This is a genomic window from Microbacterium sp. ZW T5_45 (assembly GCF_044987415.1).
In the GTDB taxonomy this organism is placed as follows: Bacteria; Actinomycetota; Actinomycetes; order Actinomycetales; family Microbacteriaceae; genus Microbacterium.
In genome coordinates this window covers 98,961-123,759 of record NZ_JBJDRJ010000004.1, presented here as the reverse complement: position 1 = coordinate 123,759, position 24,799 = coordinate 98,961, and the positions used below count along the sequence as shown (strand labels likewise).

26 protein-coding genes are annotated in these 24,799 nt (G+C 68.6%); 13 read left to right on the top strand and 13 right to left on the bottom strand.

Annotated features, from left to right (window positions below; all coding sequences use genetic code 11):
* Nucleotides 1-115 precede the first annotated feature (115 nt).
* The 3 genes from ACI3KS_RS03200 to ACI3KS_RS03190 all read right to left on the bottom strand — a co-directional run bounded on the left by ACI3KS_RS03200 (nucleotide 116) and on the right by ACI3KS_RS03190 (nucleotide 2,022).
* Entirely contained in the window at nucleotides 116-694 is a 579-nt protein-coding gene (locus ACI3KS_RS03200; protein ID WP_404915136.1) for a LytR C-terminal domain-containing protein, read from the bottom strand.
* A 68-nt stretch (nucleotides 695-762) separates the two neighbouring features.
* Nucleotides 763-1,020 (bottom strand): DUF3263 domain-containing protein, encoded by a 258-nt coding sequence (locus ACI3KS_RS03195; RefSeq protein ID WP_404915134.1) that lies wholly within the window; start codon nucleotides 1,018-1,020, stop codon nucleotides 763-765.
* 9 nt (nucleotides 1,021-1,029) lie between these two features.
* Nucleotides 1,030-2,022 carry a DUF2332 family protein gene (locus tag ACI3KS_RS03190; RefSeq protein WP_404915132.1) on the bottom strand — a complete coding sequence of 331 codons (993 nt, stop codon included), beginning with the start codon at nucleotides 2,020-2,022 and terminating at the stop codon, nucleotides 1,030-1,032.
* Between the two features lie 91 nt (nucleotides 2,023-2,113).
* Here ACI3KS_RS03190 and msrB point away from each other — a divergent pair, with 91 nt between their 5' ends.
* Both msrB and ACI3KS_RS03180 read left to right on the top strand, forming a co-directional pair.
* Complete coding sequence (gene msrB / locus ACI3KS_RS03185) at nucleotides 2,114-2,518, top strand: peptide-methionine (R)-S-oxide reductase MsrB (protein WP_404915130.1); 405 nt, start codon at nucleotides 2,114-2,116, stop codon at nucleotides 2,516-2,518.
* Between the two features lie 14 nt (nucleotides 2,519-2,532).
* On the top strand, nucleotides 2,533-3,069 hold the full coding sequence (locus ACI3KS_RS03180; RefSeq protein ID WP_404915212.1) for a nitroreductase family protein: 537 nt from the start codon (nucleotides 2,533-2,535) through the stop codon (nucleotides 3,067-3,069).
* Here the strand turns inward: ACI3KS_RS03180 and ACI3KS_RS03175 are convergent.
* The 8 genes from ACI3KS_RS03175 to ACI3KS_RS03140 all read right to left on the bottom strand — a co-directional run bounded on the left by ACI3KS_RS03175 (nucleotide 3,066) and on the right by ACI3KS_RS03140 (nucleotide 14,295).
* Nucleotides 3,066-3,977, bottom strand: coding sequence for a DMT family transporter (locus ACI3KS_RS03175; RefSeq protein ID WP_404915210.1), 912 nt, complete (start codon nucleotides 3,975-3,977; stop codon nucleotides 3,066-3,068). The genes ACI3KS_RS03180 and ACI3KS_RS03175 overlap by 4 nt on opposite strands.
* A 52-nt stretch (nucleotides 3,978-4,029) precedes the next feature.
* The gene (locus ACI3KS_RS03170; protein ID WP_404915128.1) at nucleotides 4,030-5,025 is read right to left on the bottom strand and encodes a LacI family DNA-binding transcriptional regulator; all 996 of its coding nucleotides are present in this window, start codon (nucleotides 5,023-5,025) and stop codon (nucleotides 4,030-4,032) included.
* A gap of 9 nt (nucleotides 5,026-5,034) precedes the next feature.
* Nucleotides 5,035-6,423 carry a Gfo/Idh/MocA family protein gene (locus ACI3KS_RS03165; protein WP_404915126.1) on the bottom strand — a complete coding sequence of 463 codons (1,389 nt, stop codon included), beginning with the start codon at nucleotides 6,421-6,423 and terminating at the stop codon, nucleotides 5,035-5,037.
* 24 nt (nucleotides 6,424-6,447) lie between these two features.
* Entirely contained in the window at nucleotides 6,448-10,143 is a 3,696-nt protein-coding gene (locus tag ACI3KS_RS03160; RefSeq protein ID WP_404915124.1) for a sugar-binding protein, read from the bottom strand.
* A gap of 33 nt (nucleotides 10,144-10,176) precedes the next feature.
* On the bottom strand, nucleotides 10,177-11,115 hold the full coding sequence (locus ACI3KS_RS03155) for a carbohydrate ABC transporter permease (RefSeq protein WP_404915122.1): 939 nt from the start codon (nucleotides 11,113-11,115) through the stop codon (nucleotides 10,177-10,179).
* Complete coding sequence (locus tag ACI3KS_RS03150) at nucleotides 11,112-12,089, bottom strand: carbohydrate ABC transporter permease (RefSeq protein WP_404915120.1); 978 nt, start codon at nucleotides 12,087-12,089, stop codon at nucleotides 11,112-11,114. Before ACI3KS_RS03150 ends, ACI3KS_RS03155 begins: the two co-directional genes overlap by 4 nt.
* 31 nt (nucleotides 12,090-12,120) lie before the next feature.
* The gene (locus tag ACI3KS_RS03145; RefSeq protein ID WP_404915118.1) at nucleotides 12,121-13,527 is read right to left on the bottom strand and encodes an ABC transporter substrate-binding protein; all 1,407 of its coding nucleotides are present in this window, start codon (nucleotides 13,525-13,527) and stop codon (nucleotides 12,121-12,123) included.
* A 138-nt stretch (nucleotides 13,528-13,665) separates the two neighbouring features.
* Nucleotides 13,666-14,295 (bottom strand): alpha/beta hydrolase, encoded by a 630-nt coding sequence (locus ACI3KS_RS03140; RefSeq protein WP_404915116.1) that lies wholly within the window; start codon nucleotides 14,293-14,295, stop codon nucleotides 13,666-13,668.
* Nucleotides 14,296-14,529: 234 nt separating this feature from the next.
* Here ACI3KS_RS03140 and ACI3KS_RS03135 point away from each other — a divergent pair, with 234 nt between their 5' ends.
* The 4 genes from ACI3KS_RS03135 to ACI3KS_RS03120 all read left to right on the top strand — a co-directional run bounded on the left by ACI3KS_RS03135 (nucleotide 14,530) and on the right by ACI3KS_RS03120 (nucleotide 18,104).
* On the top strand, nucleotides 14,530-15,117 hold the full coding sequence (locus ACI3KS_RS03135; protein ID WP_404915114.1) for an SOS response-associated peptidase family protein: 588 nt from the start codon (nucleotides 14,530-14,532) through the stop codon (nucleotides 15,115-15,117).
* A 47-nt stretch (nucleotides 15,118-15,164) separates the two neighbouring features.
* Nucleotides 15,165-16,283, top strand: a complete 1,119-nt coding sequence (locus tag ACI3KS_RS03130) for a tyrosine-type recombinase/integrase (protein WP_404915112.1) — start codon at nucleotides 15,165-15,167, stop codon at nucleotides 16,281-16,283.
* On the top strand, nucleotides 16,264-16,614 hold the full coding sequence (locus ACI3KS_RS03125) for a helix-turn-helix domain-containing protein (protein WP_404915110.1): 351 nt from the start codon (nucleotides 16,264-16,266) through the stop codon (nucleotides 16,612-16,614). Before ACI3KS_RS03130 ends, ACI3KS_RS03125 begins: the two co-directional genes overlap by 20 nt.
* 422 nt (nucleotides 16,615-17,036) lie before the next feature.
* Nucleotides 17,037-18,104: a hypothetical protein gene (locus tag ACI3KS_RS03120; protein WP_404915108.1), complete on the top strand. Its 1,068-nt coding sequence runs from the start codon at nucleotides 17,037-17,039 to the stop codon at nucleotides 18,102-18,104.
* On the opposite strand, the gene ACI3KS_RS03115 is transcribed toward ACI3KS_RS03120, so the two are convergent.
* Nucleotides 18,094-18,447, bottom strand: a complete 354-nt coding sequence (locus ACI3KS_RS03115) for a metalloregulator ArsR/SmtB family transcription factor (RefSeq protein ID WP_404915106.1) — start codon at nucleotides 18,445-18,447, stop codon at nucleotides 18,094-18,096. The two genes, ACI3KS_RS03120 and ACI3KS_RS03115, sit on opposite strands and share 11 nt — an antisense overlap.
* An 83-nt stretch (nucleotides 18,448-18,530) precedes the next feature.
* On the opposite strand from ACI3KS_RS03115, the gene ACI3KS_RS03110 reads away from it, so the two are divergent.
* Both ACI3KS_RS03110 and ACI3KS_RS03105 read left to right on the top strand, forming a co-directional pair.
* Nucleotides 18,531-19,850, top strand: a complete 1,320-nt coding sequence (locus ACI3KS_RS03110) for an FAD-dependent oxidoreductase (protein ID WP_404915104.1) — start codon at nucleotides 18,531-18,533, stop codon at nucleotides 19,848-19,850.
* Nucleotides 19,847-20,362, top strand: a complete 516-nt coding sequence (locus ACI3KS_RS03105; RefSeq protein ID WP_404915102.1) for a GNAT family N-acetyltransferase — start codon at nucleotides 19,847-19,849, stop codon at nucleotides 20,360-20,362. Before ACI3KS_RS03110 ends, ACI3KS_RS03105 begins: the two co-directional genes overlap by 4 nt.
* A gap of 16 nt (nucleotides 20,363-20,378) precedes the next feature.
* On the opposite strand, the gene ACI3KS_RS03100 is transcribed toward ACI3KS_RS03105, so the two are convergent.
* A complete protein-coding gene (locus ACI3KS_RS03100; RefSeq protein WP_404915100.1) occupies nucleotides 20,379-21,053 on the bottom strand; it encodes a helix-turn-helix domain-containing protein in 675 nt (224 codons plus the stop codon).
* A gap of 74 nt (nucleotides 21,054-21,127) precedes the next feature.
* Between ACI3KS_RS03100 and ACI3KS_RS03095 the strand changes: the two genes are divergently transcribed.
* The 5 genes from ACI3KS_RS03095 to ACI3KS_RS03075 are packed head-to-tail and all read left to right on the top strand — an operon-like array spanning nucleotide 21,128 to nucleotide 24,711.
* Complete coding sequence (locus ACI3KS_RS03095) at nucleotides 21,128-21,544, top strand: arsenate reductase ArsC (RefSeq protein WP_404915098.1); 417 nt, start codon at nucleotides 21,128-21,130, stop codon at nucleotides 21,542-21,544.
* A complete protein-coding gene (locus ACI3KS_RS03090) occupies nucleotides 21,541-22,200 on the top strand; it encodes an arsenate reductase ArsC (protein WP_404915096.1) in 660 nt (219 codons plus the stop codon). The genes ACI3KS_RS03095 and ACI3KS_RS03090 overlap by 4 nt, the downstream gene beginning before the upstream one ends.
* Nucleotides 22,197-22,934, top strand: a complete 738-nt coding sequence (locus ACI3KS_RS03085) for an aquaporin (RefSeq protein ID WP_404915094.1) — start codon at nucleotides 22,197-22,199, stop codon at nucleotides 22,932-22,934. The genes ACI3KS_RS03090 and ACI3KS_RS03085 overlap by 4 nt, the downstream gene beginning before the upstream one ends.
* Nucleotides 22,931-24,322: an FAD-dependent oxidoreductase gene (locus ACI3KS_RS03080; RefSeq protein ID WP_404915092.1), complete on the top strand. Its 1,392-nt coding sequence runs from the start codon at nucleotides 22,931-22,933 to the stop codon at nucleotides 24,320-24,322. Before ACI3KS_RS03085 ends, ACI3KS_RS03080 begins: the two co-directional genes overlap by 4 nt.
* Nucleotides 24,319-24,711 (top strand): low molecular weight phosphatase family protein, encoded by a 393-nt coding sequence (locus tag ACI3KS_RS03075; RefSeq protein WP_404915090.1) that lies wholly within the window; start codon nucleotides 24,319-24,321, stop codon nucleotides 24,709-24,711. The genes ACI3KS_RS03080 and ACI3KS_RS03075 overlap by 4 nt, the downstream gene beginning before the upstream one ends.
* The last annotated feature ends 88 nt before the right edge of the window (nucleotides 24,712-24,799 follow it).

Sequence of the window (24,799 nt, the reverse complement as noted above, 5' to 3'; positions counted from 1 at the left end):
GTCGTCCCTCCTGGACGTAGACGTTGGGTTTAGCACTCACAGTGAGCGAGTGCTAACGCCATTCTGGCACTCGGCACCCTCGAGTGCAAGCCGCGCGGAGGGGCGCGTCACACGGTCAGGACGCGGGGCTCTCCTCGCCCGAATCCTCCGTCGTGGTCGCACGGTCGACGCCGATGACGACGGTGAGCTGCTTCTGGTCCGTGCTGTTCTGATCCGCGTAGTAGTCGCTCTGCGCCACCTCGGCACCGCCGATGAGGTTCGCGAGCCCGATCGCCGCCAGCTCGTCCTCGGCATCGATGTAGTACACGGTCGTCGTGGCGAAGTCCTGGCTCGCACTGTCGCTCGCGAACACGACGTCCGCCGCCCAGCCGCTGTTGACCAGCAGATCCCGCATCTGCTCGTCGAGGCCCTCGTCCGGTGAGGCGTTCAGGATCAGCACCGAGTACGAGGTGTCCACAACGCCGGTCTCGGTGGGCGTCGGGGTCGACGACGGCACGGCCTCCGGGAAGAGCGAGACACGACCCATGATCACGAGGGAGCCGAAGACGCCGACGATGATGAGCACCAGCGCGGCGACGAACGACCACAGCAGGACGAGCCAGCCGTTCATCCCCGGGGCTTCGGCGCGGTGCGCTCCGATCCGCCCGGAGGAACGGGGGACGTCGTCGAATCGATCACGGGTGGGCTTGGGCACCCCTCGATGCTAGCGGCACGGTCCTGTGCGCCCGCCTCCGCCCCACCGTCCGATGGGACATGCACCGATCACGCGACGAAACCGGGGGCCCGTGCGCTGCGCCTCGCCGCTCGCGAGTCGCGGAGGCGACGCAGGCGTCCGATCAGCATGGGGTCGTACTCGAGGGCGCTCTCGGAGTCGATGATGCGGCCGAGGAGCTGGTAGTACCGAGCCGCGCTCATGCCCAGTTGGGCGCGGATCGCCTCCTCTTTGGCGCCGCTGTGCCGCGGCCACAGGGTCTCCAGCGCGAGGATCGCCCGCTCGCGTTCGCCCATCTCACCGTGCATGGCTTCAGATTAGGTCGCCTGCGGCTCGACGCCGGCACGCCACTCCCAGGTGCGCCCGAGCGGGTCGGCAGCGGCTCGGACGCATCCGTCGAGTGCCACGACGAAACCTGGCCAGGACCCAGGGTCGACGGGCGGGACCCAGATGTCGAGGAGCGCCGGAGGATCGATCGTGATCCACCGGGCATCGAGCTCGCGGATCCGGCGCACGAGCGCCTCTCGCGCCTCTCGCGGGATGTGCACGAGGACCCCCGGCGTCGTGATGACGAGCGTCGCATCCGCCGGCGCGTCGGCGACGAGCGCGTCGAGCCGATCCAGGGCATCGCCCGCCCGGAGGATGGGCGGATCGGATGCCGCGATGTCCAGCGCCGCGACGACGCGCTGCTCGCGCCCCTCCTCACCCGGCCAGATCAGTCCCTGCAACCAGCGTCGATCGCGTTCGACCCGCGCATCCAGCGGGGCGAGGTCGATGCCGGCGCGCCAGACGATGTCAGGCAGCTTCAGCGCCGGCATCGTCCCTGCGACCGTGCTCTCCAGCACGACGGTCGACGGCCCGTCCGCAGGGTCCAGCGACGCCCGAAGCTCCCCGTCCGCACCGCGGAGCCGATACGAGTAGCGATCCGGATACAGGCAGAGTCCGGCGGAGGCGCCGACCTCGAGCAGCGCGATCGGGCCGTCGATCTCGCTCAGCACCGGCAGCAGCGGCGACAGTCGGAGCGGCTCGTTGGTCTGCAGCCGCCGGGCCGAGCACTCGGCGACGATCTCGTCGGCGTGCGCGAGCACGAAGGCGCGCCAATCGTCGAAAGCGGTCAGCTGTGCGCCCAGCATCCGCGTCACGGCGAAGACGAGCGGAGGCTGTCGGCGGTTCTCCGGGATGCGCGCGAGCACAGCCTGCACCTCGACGTCATCGCGGACCCCGCGCGCCCACTCGGCGTAGAGCTCGCTGCGTCCCGGCGCCTCTTCCGCAGCGAACCGTGCGTAGCGATGCCGTACCTCATCCGTCATCCATCCATTCTGGCGCGGGAGACGACGCACCCCTGCAGAACGGGGCGCCCCCGGAGCGCCGCACCCCCTGCGGAGGGGCGAGAATGGAGGCATGGCCTACAGCGTGGACAAGACCGAAGAAGAGTGGCGCGACGAACTGGGCGCCGATGAGTACGCCGTGCTCCGCCAGGCGGCGACCGAGCGTGCGTGGACCGGCGAGCTCCTGGATGAGAAGCGCGCCGGCCTCTATACGTGTGGAGCGTGCGGTGCCGAGCTGTTCCAGAGCGGCACGAAGTTCGACTCCGGCTGCGGCTGGCCGAGCTTCTACGAGTCGATCCGACCGGAGGCCGTCGAGCTCATCGAGGACACGACCCTGGGAATGGTGCGCACCGAGGTGCGCTGCGCGAACTGCGGCTCGCACCTGGGCCACGTCTTCCCCGATGGATTCGGCACGCCGACCGGCGACCGCTACTGCATGAACTCCGTCGCCCTCACCTTCACGCCGGACGCGTCGTGACCGCACTGGAGGCGATGCGCTCGCGCCAGTCGCTCTCCAAGGTCACAGAACTCGCGCCGACGCGCGAGGAGCTGCTGCACTACGTTGCCGCCGCCGGCCGGGTCGCCGACCACTCGTCGCTGCGTCCGTGGCGCCTGATCGAGCTCCGTGGCGCCGACCGGGAGGTCCTGGCCGCGGCGATCGCCAAGGCCGAGGGCGACAAGTCGCCATCGAGCAAACCCCTGCGCGCTCCCCTGCTCATCGCCGTTGTCGTGAGCTATCGCAAGAGCAAGGTGCCGAGGTGGGAGCAGGAGGCCGTCGCCTCCGGGGTCGCGCACTCGCTGAGCCTGCTGCTCGACGAGGCGGGCTGGGGCGTGTTCTGGCGTACCGGCAGTTACACCCGCGCCAAGGCGGTCGCGAAGGCCCACGGCCTGTCGAAGGACGAGGAGCTGCTGGGGTGGCTGTACGTCGGCGGCAAGCCGGCCGGCAGAGGGCCGGGGCGGCGCAAGCCGGTGGACGCACGCAAGCTCGTCACGCGGATGCCGAAGAAGAAGGCGAAGAAGAGGGACTAGCGTCGGCGTCGGCGCGGCAGCGCGACGACGACCGAGAGCACGGCGATCGCCACCATGACGACGATCTGCCAGAGCGCCGGGCCGGAGTCCGTCGGCCACAGCAGGTCGATGACCACGGACGTCGTGAGCTGGCCCAGCACGGAGCCCAGACCCATCAGCAGGACGCCGGTGTGCGCGACGACGAGCGTGCCCAGCAGGATGTAGGCGGCACCGAGCAGGCCGCCGAGGTAGAGCCACGGCTCGTCGGGAAGCGCCATGACCACGCCCCGCGAAACTACGCTGATCGTCGCGGCGACGGCGAGCACGAGCGTGCCGACGAAGAAGCTCGTCACGGTCGCGCTCAACGGCGACGCGACGCGCTGCGCGAGACGTCCGTTGGTCGCCGACTGCCAGGCGATGCCCACCCCGGCCGCGAAGGGCAGCACCAGCATCCACAGCGGGGTATGGACGAGCACGTCACCCCCGAGCGAGACACCCACAGCGACGAGCGCGAGGGCGCCGCCCGTGACCCGCCCCGGGGTCACGTCGACCACGCCCGCGGGGCCGAAACCGATCCGATCGAGCACGAGGCCATGGAGGCTCTGCCCGGCCACGAGTCCGACGGTGAAGAGCGAGACGCCGAGGATCCCTGCGGTCAGACCCTGCGACGACACCGTCAGCGCACCGCAGGCGCCGCCGAGCAGCATCCACGGCGGGATCCCTCCGCTCCGAACGCCCGTCCAGAGTCTGACGATCCCGCTTCGCGCCGATGGCAGGCAGCCGACGACGAGCAGCAACGCGACGAGGCCGACCGAGAACGCGATCAACCCGGCCACGATCCCGTCGCCGATCTCGACGCCGAGCACGCCGTTGATCCGCGCCTGGATCGCGGTCATCACGCCGATGGCCACCGCTCCCCCGATCGCCACGGGCGCGGGCAGGGAACGGGGGCGGGTCACCTGTCGACGATACCCGAACGGGTCAGGTCGACGGCCCCTGCACGAGCGCGGGGGCGATGAGGGTCTCCCCCTCCGCGGCGGTCTCACCGGAGACGACGGCGGCGGCCTGACGGCCGAGCCCGGTGAGATCGAGATCGATGGTCGTCAGCCGGCGCGGCTCCTGATCGACGATGACCTCCTCCCAGTTGTCGATGCCGATCACCGCGATGTCATCGGGGACGCGGATGCCGTGCGCCGCCAGGGTGTCGAGCACGCCGAAGCCGATGTGGTCGTTGCCGCAGAACACGGCATCCACTTCGTCCGCCCGCTCCAGGATGATGTCGGCGGCGTCCACGCCCCACTCTCTGCGCCATGTGCCGTGCAGTGTGCTCACGGGCGACAGTCCTGCCTCGTCGAGCGCGCGGAGCATCCCCGCCTCGCGCCGCCGCGTCGGCACACTCTGCCGATCCGCGGTGATGTGCACGATGCGCGTGCGTCCGCGATCGAGGAGATGCCGGGTCGCGAGGTACCCTGCCTCTTCGTCGTCGGGGAGGAACACGGTGTCCTGGGGATCGTCCGACGAGGTGTACGCGTAGGTGACGGGAACGTCGAAATGATGTGAGATCGACGGCGTAGGGGTGCGGTTGCTCGAGCCGACGACGAGCAGTCCGTCGATGCGCCGTGCCCGCAGCTTATGGATGCTCTCGGTCATCTCCTGCTGCACCTGGACCCGACCGTCGAAGACGAGAGCGGCCCGCTCCCGGTCGCCGAGTTCCAGGATCGCGCCCATCACGACGATGCGCGCGAAGCTGCTGCTCGCGCGGTGGGTGAGCACGCCCACGACCTGACTCCGCCCGGACGCGAACGACTTCGCGAGCGCGTTCGGACGGAAGTCGAGGCGTTCGGCCACTTCGCGCACGCGCTCTCTCGTCGCTGCGGAGACCAGCGGACTGCCGTTCAGCGCCTTGGACGCCGTCGCCAAGGAGACCCCGGCGACGGAGGCGACGTCGCTGAGCCTGACGGTGGGTCGAGTGGGCATCACGCGAGTCTATTCGTGCGGGGCGGCGGCGCCCACGAGCGCCGTGTCGAGGGCGGGCACGACCGCATCCACGGCCGGGCCGAAGGCGAGGGAGTCCACCCGCACCGGCAAGCCCTCGGCGAGGGAGAGGTTCCCCGCGACGCCGACGGCGAGCGCGCGAACGCCGTCGTGCCAGGTCGCCGCGCGTCCCAGCGGATCGGCGCGCGGCGCGTCGAAGACATCGGCCATGAGCGCGTCGTCCGCACCGCCGTGGCCGCCACGTGCGCGCGGGATGCTGATCTCCCGCGCGCTCTCGAAATGGCGCTGCACGACGAGGTGCTCACCCACCGGTCTCCCGGTCTCCGCCGTCACGGCATCCTCCGCGGCGCTCGGGTCGACGACCCGGATCCGCCCCGCAGCGTCGACGAGGAGCGCGCCGCGCTCGACCACCGTGAGCTCGGCACGGCCTCTCGTGCCGTTGACCGCCACCCGGTACCCCTCCCACGGCGAATGGGCGTTGAGGCTGTAGTCGAGGGTCGCGCCTCGGGCGTAGTCCACGATCACCGCGATGTTGTCCTCGATCGTGATGTCCTCGTCAAACACGCTCCGATCCCGCAGATACCCGTCGTGGTGCTCCTGCTCGAGGTACAGCCCGCGGAGGACCTCGTGGTCGCGCAGGTCGAGCGCGAAGGGGTCTCCCGCCGAGGCGTCGACGGAGCCGCGGACTGCAGACGACGCGATTCCGCGGCGACGGGCGTTGTCAGCGCCGTAGAAGCGGAGCCCTCCGCTCGCGTAGACCCGGTGCGCGACATCCTGCAGCCACCATCCGACGAGGTCGAAATGATGAGAGGACTTGTGCACGAGCAGACCACCCGAGTTCTCCTTCCGGCGATGCCAGCGCCGGAAGTAGTCGGCGCCGTGCGAGGTGTCGAGCATCCACTCGAAGCTCACCGACGTGACGTCGCCGATCTCACCGTCCGCGATGATCCGGCGCAGCTCCGCGTTTCGGGGCGAGTACCGGTAGTTGAACGTCACGGTGACCTCGCGCCCCGTCCGGGCGACGGCATCCGCGATCCTGCGCACGCCGCTCTCGTCGATCGTGAGCGGCTTCTCGACGACCACGTCGGCTCCGCCGTCCAGCGCCGTGGTGACGAGGTCTGCGTGAGCGAAATCCGGAGCGACCACGATCACGCGATCCACGTCGTATCGACTCACGGCTTCACGAAGTTCGGACGGCGCGAACCGGGCAGGCTCATCGCCCTCGGGGAACCATCGATCGCGATTCCAGTCCAGACGTCCGTCGTTGGTATCGGCCCATGCGACGAGCGCGATGCTGCCAGCCCGCCGGGTGAGGGCGTCGAGGTAGACCTGTGCTCGGGCACCGACCCCCACGAGGGCGTAGCGGGTGGGATGAGGCATCGTGATGCTCCTTCTTTCTGAGGGTCAGGGGGCGCAGTCGACCGCGGGAAGGGGCACGCGGAACTCGAGATAGGAGGCGGGGCGGTCGGGGTGCGCGAAGGGGACGTAGGCTGCGATCCGCGCGGTGCCGGCCTCCGCGGTGACCGCCGCGGCCGGGAGGTGCAGCACCGTCGAGCCGCCGGCGGGAAGCGCAGCCCGGCGGGCGTCGGCCTGGGCCGTGGTGGCTCGGACGTCCGACGCGTACTCGCCCGTGTTCGAGACGGTGACATCCCACGCGGCGATGCCGTCGACGCATATGGCGACCGCCGATGCCGTCACCTCGGCGTCGTCGCCGACGATGCGGTCGAGATCGATCCGGTAGACGGTGGATGCTCGTCCCGGCGCCGATGCCGTGACCACGGCGGTTCCGGGGGCACCGGGAGCCTGCACCACGTCGACCCGGACTCCGTCGGAGGCGACCGCGCTGATGACCGGCGTCGGACCCCCGGCGAGCGCGGCCGCACGGTACGAAGTGCTCGCCGGGTCGAAGTCTCCGAGGTCGTCACCGTCGACGCTGATCATCGTGAGCGATGCCGGCTCCGGCATCAGCACCACAGGAAGGAAGAGCGCCGCATCCTTGGACGGTCCGATGCCCGAACCCCACTCCAGGAACCCCTGACGTACTCCTCCGTCGTTGTCGTTCACGAGCAGGGAGAACGAGAACGCGCCGGCGGTGGGGTCGATACCCAATGCATCCCACGAGGCGAGGATGTCGTACGTGGTCGTGGTGCTCTCGCGTCCGATGTCGGCCGTCACTCCCGCGTCAGGGCCGACCGGCGCGGTGTAGCGATGCACGTCCGCCGCGCCCTGGGCGCCGAGGCGCGCCCCGAACTCGACCCTGGACCGCGGCGACTCTCCCGGCAGTCCTGCCGCGACGGCGAACTGCACGGAGTCGCCGCTCCAGAGGCGCTCGACCGTGTCGGAGGGTACGTGTTCCTCATCCTCGACCTCCGCGTGGATGCGCAGTCCCTCATCCGACCAGCTGAGCGCGAAGACCGCATCGAGGTCACTCGATTCCGGCTGAGCACCCGCAAGGGCGACGTACCGACCGTGCTCGGTCATGCTCACCGGATCCGCCGACTCGGGGTTCGGCGCGACCGGAGCGGACACCGTGGTCCCGGAGAGCACGCGCGGCTCGCCGTCGACGTCGACGGACAGCGAGTAGTCGGTCTGCTGCCAGGGCGTCATCCCCGCGTCGCCGACCATCAGCGACCGCGACTCGCCCGACGGGACGATCGCGTCGTCGAGAGACCCCTGTTGTGCGCCTATGCGCCACGTGAGTCCGGTGAGAGTCGCAGCGGATGCTCCGGGAAGCGCGCGTGCCGAGATCGCCTGCACGAGTTCACCGTCGTCGTCGACGATCGGTCGGAGCGAGAGGATCGGGCTCTTGACGACGCTCGTCGTCGCGTCGACATAAGCGACCACACCGTCCCCCTCGCGGATCGTGTACGACAGCGGCACATCGCCGACGTCGCGGAGCGGCGCGAGTGCGAGTGTGCCGCTCGAGGATCCCGCCTCCGTGACCAGCGGCTCGGCCGGACCGATCGGACCTGCGATGCCGAGTACGTCGACGACGTCCAGAGCGGCGCGATCGACGGTCGCAGCGATGTCGGGGGCGGTGCCGAGTGCGACCTCCGCGGGCGTGACGACATCGACGGCAGGCGAGGCGGTGACCACGACCGCACCGGAATCGCCGACGACGAACACCGGGTCTCCGGTCAGATGCAGTTCGAGCGGGCCGTTCGGGCGTACGCGCCAGGACCGGCCCTCGATGTCCACGAGCTTCGCCGCGGACCCGACATCCACGCGCGCCACGGTGGTGCCGTCCGACGCCCACAGCATCCGCACGGTGTCCTCAGGGGAATCGCCCGAGAAGGTCGCGACGATGAGTCCGTCCTGCCCCCGGTCCAGGCTCGTGAGGGTCAGACCGGAGGTGAGCCTGGTGTACGACGCCAGCGCGGAGTACCCGAGCTTCGGGCCGAGCGCCACGCCTCCGTCCGACGCGCGACTGACCATGCCAAAGTTGTGTTCGTTCTCGGCAGGGTTCGCCCCGGAGTCGATCAGTTCGTAGAAGACCACACGATCCACCCCCGCCGCCTCGAGAAGCGCTGCGGAGCGCAGATAGTACGCCGCCTGCTCGCCCTCGGTGGTTCCACCGGTCGTCGTCGGCCATCCGTGCTCCGTGAGCCAGATCGGCGTGTGCGCCCCCGGGGCGTATTCGTCGATCAGCGCGCGCAATCGGGCGACCCCTGCCTCGGTCCGTCCCTCCGGTCCGATCGGGAAGTCGTAGGTGTGATAGCTCACGGCGTCGAGATGCTCCAGTCCGCCGAGCGCGAACAGCTCCTCGAAGAACTCCCAGTCCGCTCCCGCAAGGACCGGCCCGACCACGCGAGCTCCGGGCGCCGTGGCATGGATCGCGGCAGCGGCAGGCTCGAGCAGCTGCTCATAGCAGGCGGCCGTCGTGCCGCAGGCTCCGGTGTTGAACGAGTGGTTGAACTCGTTGTAGATCTCATAGTCGACGTCCGCCCCGAAATGCGCGGCGGTCGCCGCGGCATAGTTCGCGAACGCCTGGATGCCCTCGGGCGAGCTGGGTGTCTTGCCTCCGTCATACCAGCGGCTGCCGTAGGCGAGGATCACCAGTGGTCGCTCACCGCGATCCACAGCGGCGGCGATCTGGGCATCGAACAGCGCGGGGAATTCGTAGACCCCGAGAGACGTCTCGACGGTGTCCCAGGACGGACCCTCCCTCAGCGTCCCCACCCCCAGCGGCGCCATCAGGGCATCGACCTGATCGACGGTGTAACGGTTGACGTGCACCGCCACCCCCACCCTGCTGTCTTCCGGAGCGACCGGGTCTGCGGAGACGACCGCGAGAGACGAGGATCGGCTGACGGCGACCGGGGCGTCGATCGACAGGAGAACCCGGTAGTTCCCGACCGGAAGAGTGGAGAGATCGATGTCGGCCCGGTTCGCGACAACGCTCGCCTGTCCCGAGTCCACCCGCTGCCCGGAGCTCGCGCGCACCTCCCAGTCCACGCTCGACGCCAGGGTCGACACCGCCACGCCCGCTGAGCCCGCCGTCTGAACGAGTGCGGTGTCGGCGAAGGCGAGGGTGCCCGGTGGCGGATCGTGCTCTTCGAACGATCCGTTGATCACGAGGTCGGCGTCGGTTCCCTGCGCGACCATCCGCACGTCGTCGATCCACACGGTGCCGGCCCCACGGACCAGCAGACGCATGACGAAGCTCATGCTGCCTGCCGGTTGCGTGTAGGTCCACTCCAACCGTGTCCATTCGGCCGTCCCCGGCGGGAACTCGACGCGCTGGCTGTGGTCACCGCTCAAGACGACATATGCCGAGTCGGCTGAGGAGAGGTCTTCGGTACGCACCCACGCGCTCATGTCGTAGGTGGTACCGCCGTTCGCCCTGATCGACTGACGCAGATCGACATAGCTATTCGCGTAGTCGGTGCGGTAGTCGATGCGTGCCGACGCGGACCCATCATGCGCGTACGTCTCGTCTGCGGCGATGACGAAGTCGGGGGCTCCGGACACGGTGGTCGTCCATCCCTCGAAGGAGTCGGACTCCGTGATGTCCGCGTGGGCGATGGTCTGCGTGCTGACCAGGATCGCGGCACCGAGAGCCCCGACGATCGCCGAGGCGAGGAAACGGCGGATGGGCATGATCACCGTGCTTTCCGGGCCGAGCTCCATCGCTCAGCCCTTGATCGCGCCGGCCTGGCCGGCGCTGCGGAGGAACTGCTTCTGGAAGAGGATGAACAGCAGAACCGGAATGATCACGGAGATGAACATGCCGGCCATGAGCAGGCTGGTGGGCGCGGTGTCGCTGACGCGGTAGAGCCCGACGGAGAGAGGCTGCAGGTCAGGCGACGGCAGCACCAGCAGGGGCCAGAGGAAGTCCTTCCAGCTCGCCACGATCGTCAGCAGCGACACCACTCCGAGGACCGGGCGCGACATCGGGAGCACGATCGACCACAGCACCCGGAAGACCCCGGCGCCGTCGATCCGCGCCGCCTCGAACACGTCCTTCGGCAGCTTCTCGAAGAAGCGGGCGACGAGCAGCACGTTGAACGCGCTCGCGGCGCTCGGCAACCAGACCGCCCAGAAAGTGTTGATGAGGTTCGCCCCGATGAGCGGCACGTCGAGCACCGTCACGTACAGCGAGATGAGGGACACCACCCCGGGGATGAACAGCGTCGCCAGCACGGCCGCGTTGACCGCCCTGGCGTAGGCCGGACGCAGAATGGCGATGCCGTACCCTCCGGTGACGGCGACGAGCAGCCCGAAGAACCAGCATCCGAGGGCCATCCACACGGTGTTGAGCAGGTACTGGCCGATGCGGATCTGCTCCCACGCGTCGCCGAGGTTCTGCCACTGCACGCCGCTCGGCCACCAGCCGAACGGATCGCGCAGGATGTCCTGGCTCGTCGACAGGGCGGACTTCAGCAGCCAGATCAGAGGTCCTGCCGACATGACGGCGAGCGCGCCGATCACGACGACCGCGATGACGATCATCGCGACGCGCACGCCCGGACGCTTCCGATCGAGATCCGAGACGTTCGTGCGGTCCTCGGGATCGGCTTCCTCACGCGCTCTCCGGGTCAGGGTGCGCACGGTCGTGGTGACGAAGGTCATGATTCGCTCCAGCTCCTGGTCAGTCGCAGATACACCGCGGACACCACGCTCAGGACCAGCGCGAGCAGCAGACTCAGCGCGGTGGCCTTGCCGAAGTCCCCCGACAGGAACGCGTAGTTGTAGATGAGCATCAGCAGCGTCACAGTGCGGTTCTCGGGGCCGCCCCCCGTCATCACGAACGGATCGGTGAAGACCTGCATCGTGCCGATGATCTGCAGGAGCAGCATCAGCAGGATCACCCCGCGCAGCTGCGGCAGCGTGACGTGCCAGGTACGGCGCAGCACCGATGCGCCGTCGACCTCGGCCGCGTCGTACAGCTCGGTCTGCACCGACATGATGGCCGCGAGGTAGATGATCGTCGCGGTGCCGGCAGTGGCCCACGTCGCCTGGATGACGATCCCCGGCATCGCGAAGCCCGGATCCTGCAGCCAGCCGACCGGCTCCGCACCGAACCACCCGAGGACGGTGTTGAAGAGACCCGATCCCGATGGGTCGTAGAACTGCTTCCACAGCAGCACGCTGACGACGGGCGGGATGATCACAGGCAGGTACACGAGCACGCTGGCGATCTGCCGGCTCCGGCGCAGCTCGGCCATCGCCATCGCACCGAGGATCGGTAGCGGAAAGCCGACGACGAGGGCGAGCACCGCGAACCACACCGTATTGCCGGCCGCCGTCCACAGCAACGGATCTGCGAGGACCCGTTCGAAGTTCCGCAGCCCGACCCAGGTCGGCTCAGTGAACAGGTCGGTGCGCTGGAACGCGAGCACGAGACTCTTCAGGATCGGCCACCAGGCGAAGTACCCGAACGTCAGCAGCAGCGGCAGGAACACCACGAGCGTCGCTGCCCCGCCCCGTCGAGCCCAGAGCGCGAGAGCAGCCCAGGGCGAGCGCCGTGGGCGCCGCATCGGCCGCGCATCCACATCGGGACCTTCCTGCGTCTCCGGCTCCGCGGTCGTCAGTGTGGTCGACATGTCGGGATTCCTCTTCTCTGCGTCACGCGGCTCACTCCGCGTCGACGAGGTCCTGGACCTGCGCCTCGGCGGCGGCGAGCAGCTCGTCGATGTCGGCGTCCTCCCGGGTGAGCACCGCCTGCACGACCGGGTCCAGAGCGGCGTAGAGCTCCTGCGCCTTCTGAGCGGGCTCGGGCACGATCACCGCGTCCTCCAGGCTGTCCAGGTAGGCCGTGTAGTTCTCCCGCGGGACGTTGATGTACGGCTCGATCCACCCGAGATAGTCGTCGTACTGTTCGGCGGAAACCACAGGGACCTCCGGAAGGCCGACCGGCAGGTCATCGGCGACCTGGGACTCGGCCCACGCGACGGCGGCATCCTCATCGACGTAACGATCGAGGAAGTAGAACTTCGTCCACTCCAGCGCCGCGCAGACCTGCTCCGGGGACGCTGAGGGGTTGAACCACTGGATGTTGCCGCCACCGAGCACGCCCACCGGATCGGCGCCGACGGGGAACGGCGCGAGACCGAAGTCGTCCTTGTCCATGCCACGGCCGATCACCAGGCTGTTGTAGAGGTTCGCTCCGTTGAGGGTCTGACCGATGTAGCCCGCCGCGATGTCGTCGCGGGAGCCGTTGTTGTCGAGCAGGAAGTTCGCGCCCGCGGCATCCGCTTCCCATCGCACGTCATGCAGGAACTCGAGGCTGGCCGCCATCCCCTCGGTGTCGAGCGTGACAGTCGTGGTGTCGCCGTCGGTCTGCTCGACCAGATCCCCGTTCGAGTAGGCCATCGAGGTGAGCAGCCACCCGCCGACGTTGCCGGTGGTCGGGATGATGAAGCCGGTCTCCCCCGTCTCTTCAGAGATCGTCGCGGCAGCTTCGAGCGTGTCGTCCCAGGTGGTCGGCGGCGCGTCCGGATCGAGCCCGGCGGCTTCGAAGAGCGCCCTGTTGTACACGAGGCCCATCGTGTAGGCGGCCCGCACGATCCCGTATGTGCGGCCGTCCGCGTCCTGAGTGACCGAGGTGACCTGGGGATTCAGCTCCCCGAAGACGTCGTCGCCCTCGATGTAGGAGGTGATGTCCGCCGCCTGACCGCGGGAGATGAGGGACTGGATGTCCGTGAAGGGCACCTGCAGGGTCGTGGGCAGAGTCCCGCCGACGAGCAGCGCGGAGAACGTGGAGACGTCGTACTTGGTCTCCTCGTCCTCGATCGTGATGTTCGGATGCTGGGACTCGAAGTCGGCGATGGCGTTCTGCCACGCTTCGAGCGTCGCCGCCTGGTCGGAGGTCGGTCGTTCGCCGAGGGTGATCGTCACCTCGGCTTCTGCGTCGCAGGTCGCACCGGTGGCCGAGGATGCCGCATCGGGGGCTGGCGAGCCGGAGCATGCCGCCAGGCCTGCACCGACGATCACCATCCCGGAGATGAGGCCTGCCATGCGGAGGCGGGTCTGCTGTGCCATGTGTCTACTCCTTCGTAGAGTCGCGCAGGTCGAACCGGCGCGGTTCGAGCGGCGAGAGCGTCGCTCAGGAAACGATTTCTTGAAAGCGGTTTCTAAACTCTCCCGCATTCGAATGGCCCTGTCAAGAGCCAGATCGGCTCAGGCGAGCCACCCCTGTCGCCCGAGCCATGATGCGGCAGCAGGGAGCCACGCTCCCCCGTTGTGCGCGACGCCTCCGCCGTGACCGCCCCTGGCGTAGATGTGGAGTTCGTGATCGACGCCTACCCGTGCGAGCGCATCCCCGAGCGCCAACGAGTGCGACGGCGGCACTGTCTCATCGTCGCGCGCATGGAACGCGAAGAACGGCGGCGCACCGGCGTGCACACGCCGCTCCGCCGACACTTCTCGGCGCTGAGCCTTGTCCGGAGCAGAACCGAGCAGAACAGCCACGGAGCCTTCGTGCGGGCGGTTCTCGAAAGAGACGACCGGATATCCCAGCATCACCCCGTCGACGCTCCGCTCCGGCCTCGTGGCGGTGAGCGCCGCGAGCGCCGCCACGTGTCCACCCGCCGAGAACCCCGCGAGGAGCACACGACGGATGCCGGAAGATCGCAGCTCCGCGATCCGCTCGTGCACCGCGAGCGTGGGCGCGGGATGCCTGCCCAACGGGTAGCGCAGCACCGACGCTGACAGGCCGAGACCTCGGAACCACTCGACGATCGGTTCAGCTTCATGAGGGGCATGCGAGCGGTAGCCGCCCCCAGGGAGCACGAGGACTGCAGCACTCACGACAAGTCTCCTTTGAAAGCGGTTTCTAACTTGATCGCACTCAGCCTGTCATACGGATGTCCGAGGTCGCGACTACCCTGGCGGCATGTGCGCGAGTTACGGGCTCGACCCCCAACCGGGCATTAATCGGGATGAACTATTCCAGGTCAACGAGAGGAGCCTCTGATTTGCGCTAGTTACGGGCTAGACCCGCGGTTTACCGATGACGAGTATCGGGACGCCGTTGATGCCGCCGTGCTCGAGGGGCTTCGCTCGTGGGCGGTGGGCAATGACGGCGAGATTCTCCGCCCTACCGGGAAGAACCTGCGCAATCTGAACCCTATCGTCACGGGGGTCTCGGATTGGGAGTTGGCTTGGTGGGGCTATCTGGTCAATGGTGCGCCGGCGAGCTTCGCATCGATCAACACTCGATCAGAGCGCCTCGCGAGCAGCAAGGGCGAACTCCCGGATCGGGCGATCGTGCCGGTGTCGTTCTGGCGTGAGATGCAGAAGCCGTCGCGCGTCTGGCATCACTTCACCGCCCCTGAGGACGGTCTTCTCGGCTTGGCGGCAGTGACGCGTCCCGGCCGGGCTGCGGACGGGACGGAGTACACGTGCTACAGCATCGTGATGCAGCCGGCAGCTCGACATCTGGAGCATGTGCATGATCGGATGCCGCTGCTGATCAGCCCGGGATTTACCGAGGAGTGGCTGACGACGTCGAGTCCTGGCGGCGCGCTGATCGACGCGGCGATCGCCGCCGCTGCACCCGTCAACGAGTTGATCCAGGTGACCGCGATGCGCGATGAGAAGCCGACAGCGGGACCCGAACAGCTCTTCTGAGGTTGGGGAGTTTGCATCAATGTTGCGTTTAATGCAACACTCTCGACGTGTCTGATTCCGCGTCCGCGCCCATTCCATTCCAGTTGCGTCAGAACGTCGTGCCGTTGCACGAAGAGAAGTTCATGCTCGACTCCATGCTGGACGGGTGGGCGGAGCAGCAGTCGAGCCGCGGGCTTGAGCGCAAGACAGCTGCGACGCGGGCGAAGCTGATCCGACGGTTCCAAGAGTTCGCTGAAACCTACCCCTGGGAGTGGACATCGTCTGACCTGGAGGCGTTCAGTGTTCACCTGCTGTCGGGCCGTAGGCCGTTGGCGAAGTCCACGTTGCGGGCGTATCAGACCATGATCCGGATGTTCTGCGACTACCTCGTGGATGACCGGTATGGGTGGCGGCGGGCCTGCAGCGATCGTTTCGGGACCTCGCCGCGGCAGATCTGCCACGACTGGAACACCGTGGTCCATCTCGTGGAGTACGAGGGCCGACCGCAAAGACGGGCGTTGAGCTATGACGAGCTCGAGCGCTTCTTCGAAGCAGCGGATGAGCGGGTCCTGCGGATCCAGCGGGCAGGAAAGAAGGGCGCATTGGCAGCGCTGCGAGACTCGCTGATCTTCAAGACCACGTATGCGTTCGGACTCCGTCGCGCAGAGGTCGCGGGGCTCGATGTCCCGGATCTGAGATCGAACCCTTCAGCTCCGGCCTTCGGCACCTGCGGAGCTGTTTACGTCCGCTGGGGCAAGGGGTCACGGGGGTCCGGCCCGAAGCGGAGGACGGTGCTGGCGTTGGCGGAGTACTCGTGGGCGGTCGAGGGGCTGCTGCAATGGGTGAAGTCGGATCGAGAACACTACGGGGCCGCGGAGTCTGGTCCGCTCTGGCCGACCGAGCGCAACACCCGGGTGTCGTTGCGGTATCTGGATCAGAGGTTCGCGGAGATCCGTGACGAAGTCGGTCTTCCGCCGGAGCTGAGCCTGCATGCGCTGCGCCACACCTACGTGACGAATCTGATCGAATGGGGGTACGCGGAGCGGTTCGTCCAGGATCAGGTCGGGCACGCTTACGCGTCGACCACCGCCATCTACACCTCGGTCGGCGACGACTTCAAGACCCGAATCGTCGCTCAATCCTTGGCCAGTATCTACGGGAGCACCGATGACCACGAACTCCGATGACCAGGTCCAGTGGAATCTGCGGGCGATGATGTCTGCTGCCGGGATGTTCCAGACCACGGATCTGCGGGGGCCTTTGCAGAAGCAGGGTGTGGTGCTGTCAAGGGAACAGGTGTTCCGTCTTGTCACGAAGACTCCGGACAGGCTGAATATGACCGTTCTCGCGGCGCTCTGCCGGATTTTCTCCTGCACTCCGAATGACCTCATCGAGATCCGCGCTGTCGCTACATCCGCGAAGCGTCGCGCGAACGCCATAGGTCCGACCAAAGCGAGCATTGGTGAGCTGCGGCCCATTCCCGCACGGCTGCACCGGCCTGCTGAACCGAACGGGTGACAGGCTCGGCGTCGCGTTGCGATCGTTGCCGCCGAGAGGTGATCGCACGCTACCGGCTGCTCGGCGGTCGGATCTGCAACCCCTGCTATTCCTGGCTGCGTCGGCACCCTGCGCCTTGCCCGCGCTGCGCGCACACGCGGGTTCTCGCTCACCTCGATACTCACGGCACCGCCGTCTGTTCACCTTGCGCGGGCCAACCTGGACGATTCGGTTGCCGCACCTGCGGCCGCGAGGAGAACCTGCAGGGAACGCACTGCGCTCCCTGTCGGCTTGATTCGCGGTTGCGGGTTCTGCTCGATGACGGCACCGGGGACGTCGCAGAGCCCCTCCGCCCGCTTCACACCTACCTTCTCTCCGTCGGCAGCAGTGACCTCGTCCTGAAATGGATTCGTCGTGAGCCGGTCCCCTCGACATTGCGCGCGATGGCCGCCGGGACAGTCGCACTATCTCACCAGACGCTCGATGCTCTCCCTCCGTCGACGAAGCTGCGTTACTTCCGCCGCACGCTGATGAGCGCCGGCGTGCTCCCAGAGATCGACGTGCTCCTGCACGACCTGGAGACTTACGGGACGCGGTTGCTTGCGACTCTCCCGGCCGCTCATTCGGCGCTACTGGGGAGATTCTTCCGCTGGCGGATGCTGCCGCTGATCCGCCGCACTCTCCAGGACCGTCCGATGACCCGCGGGACCTTCGGCGCTCGACGCGCCCAGCTGCGCTACATCGCCGAGCTGCTCCAATGGCTCGACACGCACGGGATGACGATCGAGACGGTCGATCAACCGGCGATCGACCGATTCGTGTCCGCGGATCGAGTGCGCCAGCAGGTCGGCCCGTTCGTGACCTGGGCAGTCCAAGAGCGGATCGCCCCCAACGTCACGGTGACGACGATCCGCTCTCGAGGAACGGGATCTCATCTGTCTGATCCTGATTTGGCCGCGATCGCCACGCAGGTCTTCACCGACGAGTCGATCCCGCTGCCGACACGACTGATCACACTGTTCGCGGTGGTCTTCGCCCAACCCGTCGAAGCGAGCATCGCGCTCACGCGCGAGGAGATCGTCGACGGGCCCGGCCCGATGACGATGACGTTCGCCCGGACGCCGATCCCTGTCCCTGACCGGCTCGCCGCTCTCGTCCGCGCACAACTGCGCGAGCTCGAGGCGCGCCCGAGCCGGCATCCGGACACGCACGGATGGCTGTTCCCCGGGACGATGCCAAACCAGCATGTCACCGCCGCGTCGATCGAGCTCGTCGCCTCCCGACACGGACTGACCCTGCGTCACTTCCGCTCATCCCGTCTGCAGCACTTCGCGCAGACCGTTCCCGCCTCGGTGCTCGCGGATATCGTCGGCGTCACAGCCGACACGGCCTACCGCCGCAGCATCGACGCCGGCGGGGCATGGAGCGACTACCCGCCGCTCCGAGACATCGGGGAGGGCCAGCGCTCACTCCGGAAGTTCCACAGCCCGGAACCCGAGTTCAAGCGCTGACGAGCACCTCAGACACGCTCTCCAACGCCTCCGGCACGAGCCGGTAATACGCCCATGTCCCCCGCTGGGAGCGGGTCAGGAAGCCCGCCGTGGTGAGCACTTTGAGGTGGTGGGAGACCGTCGGCTGCGACAGCCCTACCGGGTCGATGAGGTCGCATACGCACGCCTCCTGGTCCTCGCTGGAGGCGACGATGGACAGCAGCCGCAACCGAGCCGGATCCGCGAGGGCCTTAAGCCGAACGGCGAGCTGCTCCGCGTCCTGCTGCCCGAGCGGCTCCTTCACGAGAGGCGCGCAGCAGGACGCGCCGGCAGAGACATCGGTGACCTCGAGCAACTGGACCATGCATCGATACTAATCGATATTGACAGTCATCGATAGATGTGTTCATACTTGCATCGACGTTCATCGATGCATGGAGGATTCTGATGGTGACGATGCTGGATCTCACTCCCCGGACGGTCGTGTCGGATAGGTTGGCGACGCTGCCGGTGGTGATCATCGGCGCGGGTCCGATCGGTCTCGCGGCCGCGGCGAACCTCGCCGAGCGGGGCATCGACTTCACAGTGCTGGAGGCCGGGGACCGGGTTGCGGCGTCGGTGCAGCTCTGGGGGCACACCCGCCTGTTCTCGCCCTGGCGGCACCTGGTCGATCCTGCCTCTCGGCGGCTGCTGGAGGCCGCCGGGTGGGTGATGCCCGCGGAGGGGCGCGCGCCGACCGGGCAGGAGCTCGTCGATGACTATCTGGTCCCGCTCGCGGAGCTCCCCGAGATCGGGTCGCGGATCCGGTTCGGGACCCGGGTGGTCGCGGTGTCGCGGGAGGGCATGGATCGCACCCGGACAGCCGGGCGCGCGCAGGCCCCGTTCCTGCTGCGCATCGAGCAGGCCGACGGCGACGTTGAGGAGCGGACGGCGCGCGCGGTGATCGACGCGTCCGGCACCTATACGACCCCGAACCCGCTCGCCTCGTCCGGGCTCACCCCGCTCGGGTTCGACCTGGTCGCGGACCGGGTCCTGCACGCCCTGCCCGATGTCCTCGGAAGGGATCGGGAGCGGTTCGCGGGCCGGCACACGGTGGTGGTCGGGGCGGGACACTCGGCGGCGAACACGCTCATCGCGCTCGGGAAGCTCGTCCGGGACGAGCCGGGCACGCAGGTGACCTGGGTGATCAGGAACCCGTCCGCGATCCGCGTGTCGTCCTCCCCGGATGATGAGCTGCCGGACCGGGCGATGCTCGGCACCCGCACCGACCGGCTCGTCGCATCCGGGGTCGTGTCCGTGGTCGACTCGTTCGAGATCTCCCGCCTCGACGCAACTGGTGAAGGCGTCCGACTGATCGGCACACGGCGCGGGGAGCCGGCGATGCTGGACGCCGATCTGGTCGTGAACGCGACCGGGTTCCGCCCCGACCTCGACATGCTCCGCGAAATCCGCCTCGAGCTGGATGACATCGTCGAGGCCCCGAAGCGGCTCGCGCCGCTGATCGACCCGAACGTCCATTCCTGCGGGACGGTCGAACCGCACGGGTTCCGCGAGCTCACCCACCCCGAGCCCGGGTTCTTCGTCGTCGGGATGAAGTCCTACGGCCGCGCACCGACATTCCTCCTCGCCACCGGCTACGAGCAGGTCCGCTCCATCACCGCCTGGCTGGACGGAGACCTGCCGTCGGCCTCGCAGGCCGCACTCACGCTGCCGGCGACCGGGGTCTGCTCCACCGGGGATGCGACCGGATCGTCCTGCTGCTCATGACGATCCACGTCCGCGTGATGACCCCGGCCGATTGGCCGTGGGTCGAGGAGATCTTCGCCGCCGGGATCGCCGGCGGGGAGGCCACGTTCGAGACCACCGCCCCCACCTGGGAGCAGTTCGACACGGGCAAGGTCCCCGACCCGCGCCTGGTCGCCACCGGCCAGGATGGCCGGGTGATCGGGTGGGCGGCCGCCTCCCCGGTCTCGACACGGGCGGCCTACCGCGGCGTCATCGAGCACTCGGTCTACGTCAACCCCGCCCGTCAGGGTGAAGGGATCGGCCGGATGCTGCTGGCCGCGTTCGTCGAGGCAGCAGAGGACTCCGGGGTCTGGATGATCCAGTCGAGCATCTTCCCGGAGAACACCGCCAGCCTGCGCCTGCACGCGCGGGCCGGGTTCCGGGTCGTCGGCACCCGGGAACGCATCTCCCGGTCGCTGCTCGGCCCGCACGCGGGAACCTGGCGGGACACGGTGCTCATCGAACGGCGCTCCGCCCGCAACGGCACCGACTGACCACACCCCCGCCGGGTCAGGCGAGAGCGAGGATCCGAGGGGCGAGCTGGTCGACGCGGCGGCGGATGTCGTCGAACGCGGTCTCGAACGCGGCATCCGTCCCGACGCGGACCGGGTCCGGGACCGACCAATGCACGGTCCCTGCCGGATACTCCTCATGCGCCCGATCGCAGACGGTGATGATGAACGCGCCCTCCATGTCCACCTCGTCGACGAGGCGCGGCACCGCCCCGGTGAGGTCGAGCCCGTGCCTAGCGGCGGTCGCGATCGCACTGGGGGCGACGCGGTCGGCGGGGTGAGTGCCGGCTGACTGCGCCGGGACGGCACTGACGGTGTTCCACATGGCCTCGGCGAGCTGGGAGCGGGCGGAGTTCGCCGAGCAGACGAACACAACCCGGTCCGCACCGGCCGCGGCGAAGGAGCCGAGACCGGCCAGCGCGCCGGGGACGAGGCGCACATAAGTCCGCCGCCCGTCGCCTTCCGAGCGGCCGCGGGTGATGATCCCTTCCCGCTCGAGCACGTTTAGGTGATGGGCGAGCAGGTTGGAGGGCACCTCGAGCTCTTCGCGGAGCTCGGTCGGTGAGAGGTCGCCGAAGGTCAGCAGGTCCAGCATCCGCAACCGGGCGGGGTCTGCGAGAGCGGCATGCTTGCGGGCCCGCTCCTCCACCGAGAAAATTCGCTCACTGTTCATTGCCTCAATCTTGACTGAGCTATAGTCGGTTCGTCAAGATGAACACGCGAATCGCGTATCGAGAGGATCCGACCATGACCGACAAGCCCACCGTGTTGTTCGTCTGCGTGCACAACGCGGGCCGGTCGCAGATGGCCGCCGGCTACCTGCAGGCCCTGGCCGGGGATCGGATCGAGGTGCTCTCGGCCGGGTCCGCGCCGAAGGATCAGATCAACCCGGTCGCGGTCGCCGCGATGGCCGAGGAGGGCATCGACATCGCCTCGAACACCCCGAAGCTCCTCACGGTCGAAGCGGTCCGGGAGTCGGATGCGGTGATCACTATGGGTTGCGGCGACGCCTGCCCGATCTTCCCCGGCAAGCGTTACGAGGACTGGGTGCTGGATGATCCGGCAGGTCAGGACGAGGCCACGGTCCGCCGCATCCGGGACGAGATCCGCGGCCGCGTCGAGACCCTCATCAGCGAGCTGCTCCCGACCGGGAGTGCGGCATGAGCGCACCGCGCGGGCAGGAGGGGCTGCTCTCGGCGGATGCGGTGCTGCACCGGGCCGCGGAGCGGCTCGCGCACCAGTTCACCGGGCTGGTCGGCGAGGAGACCGTCGAGCGGGTCGTGTTCGAGTCGTATGCGGCCCTGGCCCGCACGGCGACGGTGACGTCGCTGTTGCCACCGCTGGCGGAGAAGTTCTCTCACGACCGGCTCACTGCGCTCGCGCAGTCCCGCGGGCTGGTCGTGAAGACGGTTCCGGAGATCCTCTATGTCTGCGTCCAGAACTCCGGCCGGTCGCAGATGGCCGCGGCGATCACCCGGCAGCTCGCCGGCGACCGCGTCCACGTCCGCTCCGCCGGCTCCCAGCCCGCGGCGGAACTTCTCCCCGGGGTCGTGACGGTGCTCGAAGAGGCCGGGATCGATCTCAGTGGCGAGTTCCCGAAGCCTCTCACCGATGACGTGGTGCGGGCCGCGGATGCCGTGGTCACGATGGGCTGCGGGGATGCCTGCCCGCTCTATCCGGGCAAACGCTACCTGGACTGGCAGCTCACCGACCTCGCAGGTCTCGACCTGGATGGCGTCCGCGCGGTCCGTGACGAGATCCAGGGCCACGTCGAGCAGCTGCTCGCCGAGCTCCTGCCGTCGACGCAGGCCACCTCGTGACCGCCCGCCCTGCACTCGCGCGTCGGGCCCTGGCGGAGTTCCTGGGCACCGGGCTGCTGGTGACGGTCGTCGTCGGGTCCGGGATCGCCGCGCAGGAATTGTCGGCCGATGTCGGGCTGCAGCTGTTGGAGAATTCGACGGCGACGGTGTTCGGTCTCGCGGTGCTGATCCTGTTGCTCGGCCCGGTCTCCGGCGCGCACTTCAACCCCGTCGTCTCCGCCGCCGACACGATCCTCGGACGCCGCACCCGCACCGGGCTGCGCGGCCGAGAGCTCATCGTTTACATCGTCGCGCAGGTGGTCGGCGGGATCGGCGGGGCGGTGCTCGCGAACCTGATGTTCCAGGTCCCCACCGCGATCGCGACCACCGAACGGGTCAGCGCGGGAACGCTGCTGGGCGAGGCCGTCGCCACCGCGGGCCTGGTGCTGCTGATCACCGGCCTCACCCGCGCCGGGCAGACCCTGCCGGTGATCGCGGCCGCGGTCGGGGCTTACATCGGTGCGGCCTACTGGTTCACGTCGTCGACGTCGTTCGCGAACCCGGCAGTCACGATCGGGCGGGTCTTCACCGACACGTTCGCCGGCATCGCCCCCACCTCGGTCCCGCCGTTCTTCGCCGCCCAGATCCTCGGCGCAGCGATTGGCGTCGCCGCGGCCGTCGTCCTGTTCACCCCGCCGCCCGCCCCGGTCGGCTCGCATCCCGCGGCCGCCGTTTCGAAGGAGTCTCTCGCATGACCCATATCGCCGTGATCGGCGGCAGCGATGCCGGCATCTCCGCCGCCCTCCGCGCCCGGGAACTCGACCCAGAGGTTGAGGTGACGGTGATCGTCGCGGACGCCTACCCGAACTACTCGATCTGCGGGATCCCCTACTACTTCACCGGCGAGGTCGCACCCTGGCAGTCCCTCGCACACCGCACCCACGCGGACCTGGAAGCGACCGGCATGCAGCTGCGGCTGAACACGCTCGCCACGAGCATCGACGTCCCCGGCCGCCGCCTCACCGTCCGCGACCAGGCGGGCGTCGAGTCGACGATCGCCTACGACGAGCTCGTCGTCGGCACCGGGGCGCTCCCCTCCCACGCGGGCATCGCCGGGCTCGACCGGCTTGGCCCCGAAGACGGGGTCCACGTCATCCACTCGATGGGCGACACGTTCGCCCTGGACCGGCACCTCACCGAACGGAACCCGGCGTCGGCGATCATCATCGGCGCAGGCTACGTCGGCCTGGAGATGGCGGAGGCGTTCGCGGCACGCGGCATGCAGGTCACGCAGCTGCAGCGCGGACCCGAGGTTCTCTCCACCCTCGACCCTGAACTTGCCGGTCTCGTCCGCACCGAACTCGAGGAGCACGGCGTCGACGTCCACACCGGCACCCTCGTCGCCGGAGTCGAGAAGACCTCCGCAGGGCTCGTCGTCACCGGCACCCGGAACGGGCAGCCCGTCACGCACACCGCGGACCTGGTCCTCGCCGTCGTCGGCGTCCGCCCCAACACCGCCCTCCTCGAAGCCGCCGGCGCGACCCTCGGCGCGGGCAGGGCGGTCGTCGTCGACGAGCAGATGCGCACCGGTCTCCCGCACGTGTTCGCCGCCGGCGACGGGATCATCACCCACCACCGACTTCTCGGCACCACCTACCTGCCGCTGGGCACGACCTCGCACAAGCAGGGGCGGGTCGCCGGAGAGAACGCGATCGGCGGGCGCGCCCGGTTCACCGGGTCTGTCGGCACCCAGGTCGTGAAGGTCTTCGACCTGGTCGCGGCCCGCACCGGCTTGCGCGATCAGGACGCCGCGGTGGCCGGCTACTCCCCGGCGACGGTCCAGTCGGCCGCGGATGACCACAAGCGCTACTACCCGGGCGCGCAGCCCATCACCTTCCGGATCACCGGCGACACCAGCACCGGGCGTCTCCTCGGCGCGCAGCTGGTCGGCAGGCTCGGCACCGAGACCGCGAAACGCGTCGACACGTTCGCCACCGCCCTGCACGCGGGCCTCACGGTTGCGGAGGTCTCCGACCTCGATCTCTCCTACACGCCCCCGCTCGGATCACCCTGGGACGCCGTCCAAGTCGCGACCCAGGCCTGGACCCGTTCCCTTCCCGCACTGCTTGGAGCACCCGCATGAGCACCCCCACCGTCCTGTTCCTCTGCCAGCACAACGCCGGCCGCTCCCAACTCGGCGCAGCCCTGCTCGAGATCCTCGCGCCCGGCGACTACACCGTCACCTCCGCCGGAACCTCACCCGCGGAAACGGTGAACCCCGCGATCGCGGCGACGATCGCCGAGCTCGGCCTCGACATCACGAGCCGCATCCCCCGAGCTGTCACTCCCGAGGATCTCGCCACGGCGGACATCGTCGTCGCGATGAAGCCCGGGCTCTCCCTGCCTGCAGCACCCGCGGGTCGTTACCTCGAATGGTCGTTCCCAGACCCGACGGACTGGACCCCGGAGAACGTCCGCCCGCTCCGCGACGCGGTCACCGCCCGCCTCCGTGACGAGATCCTTGCTGCCTGACCCCATCAACAAGGGCACCGCGCGGGTAAGCGCCATTCTGGGGCCTGATTTTGGGCAGAGTTCTCCTTAACCATTGGCGATTTGACGC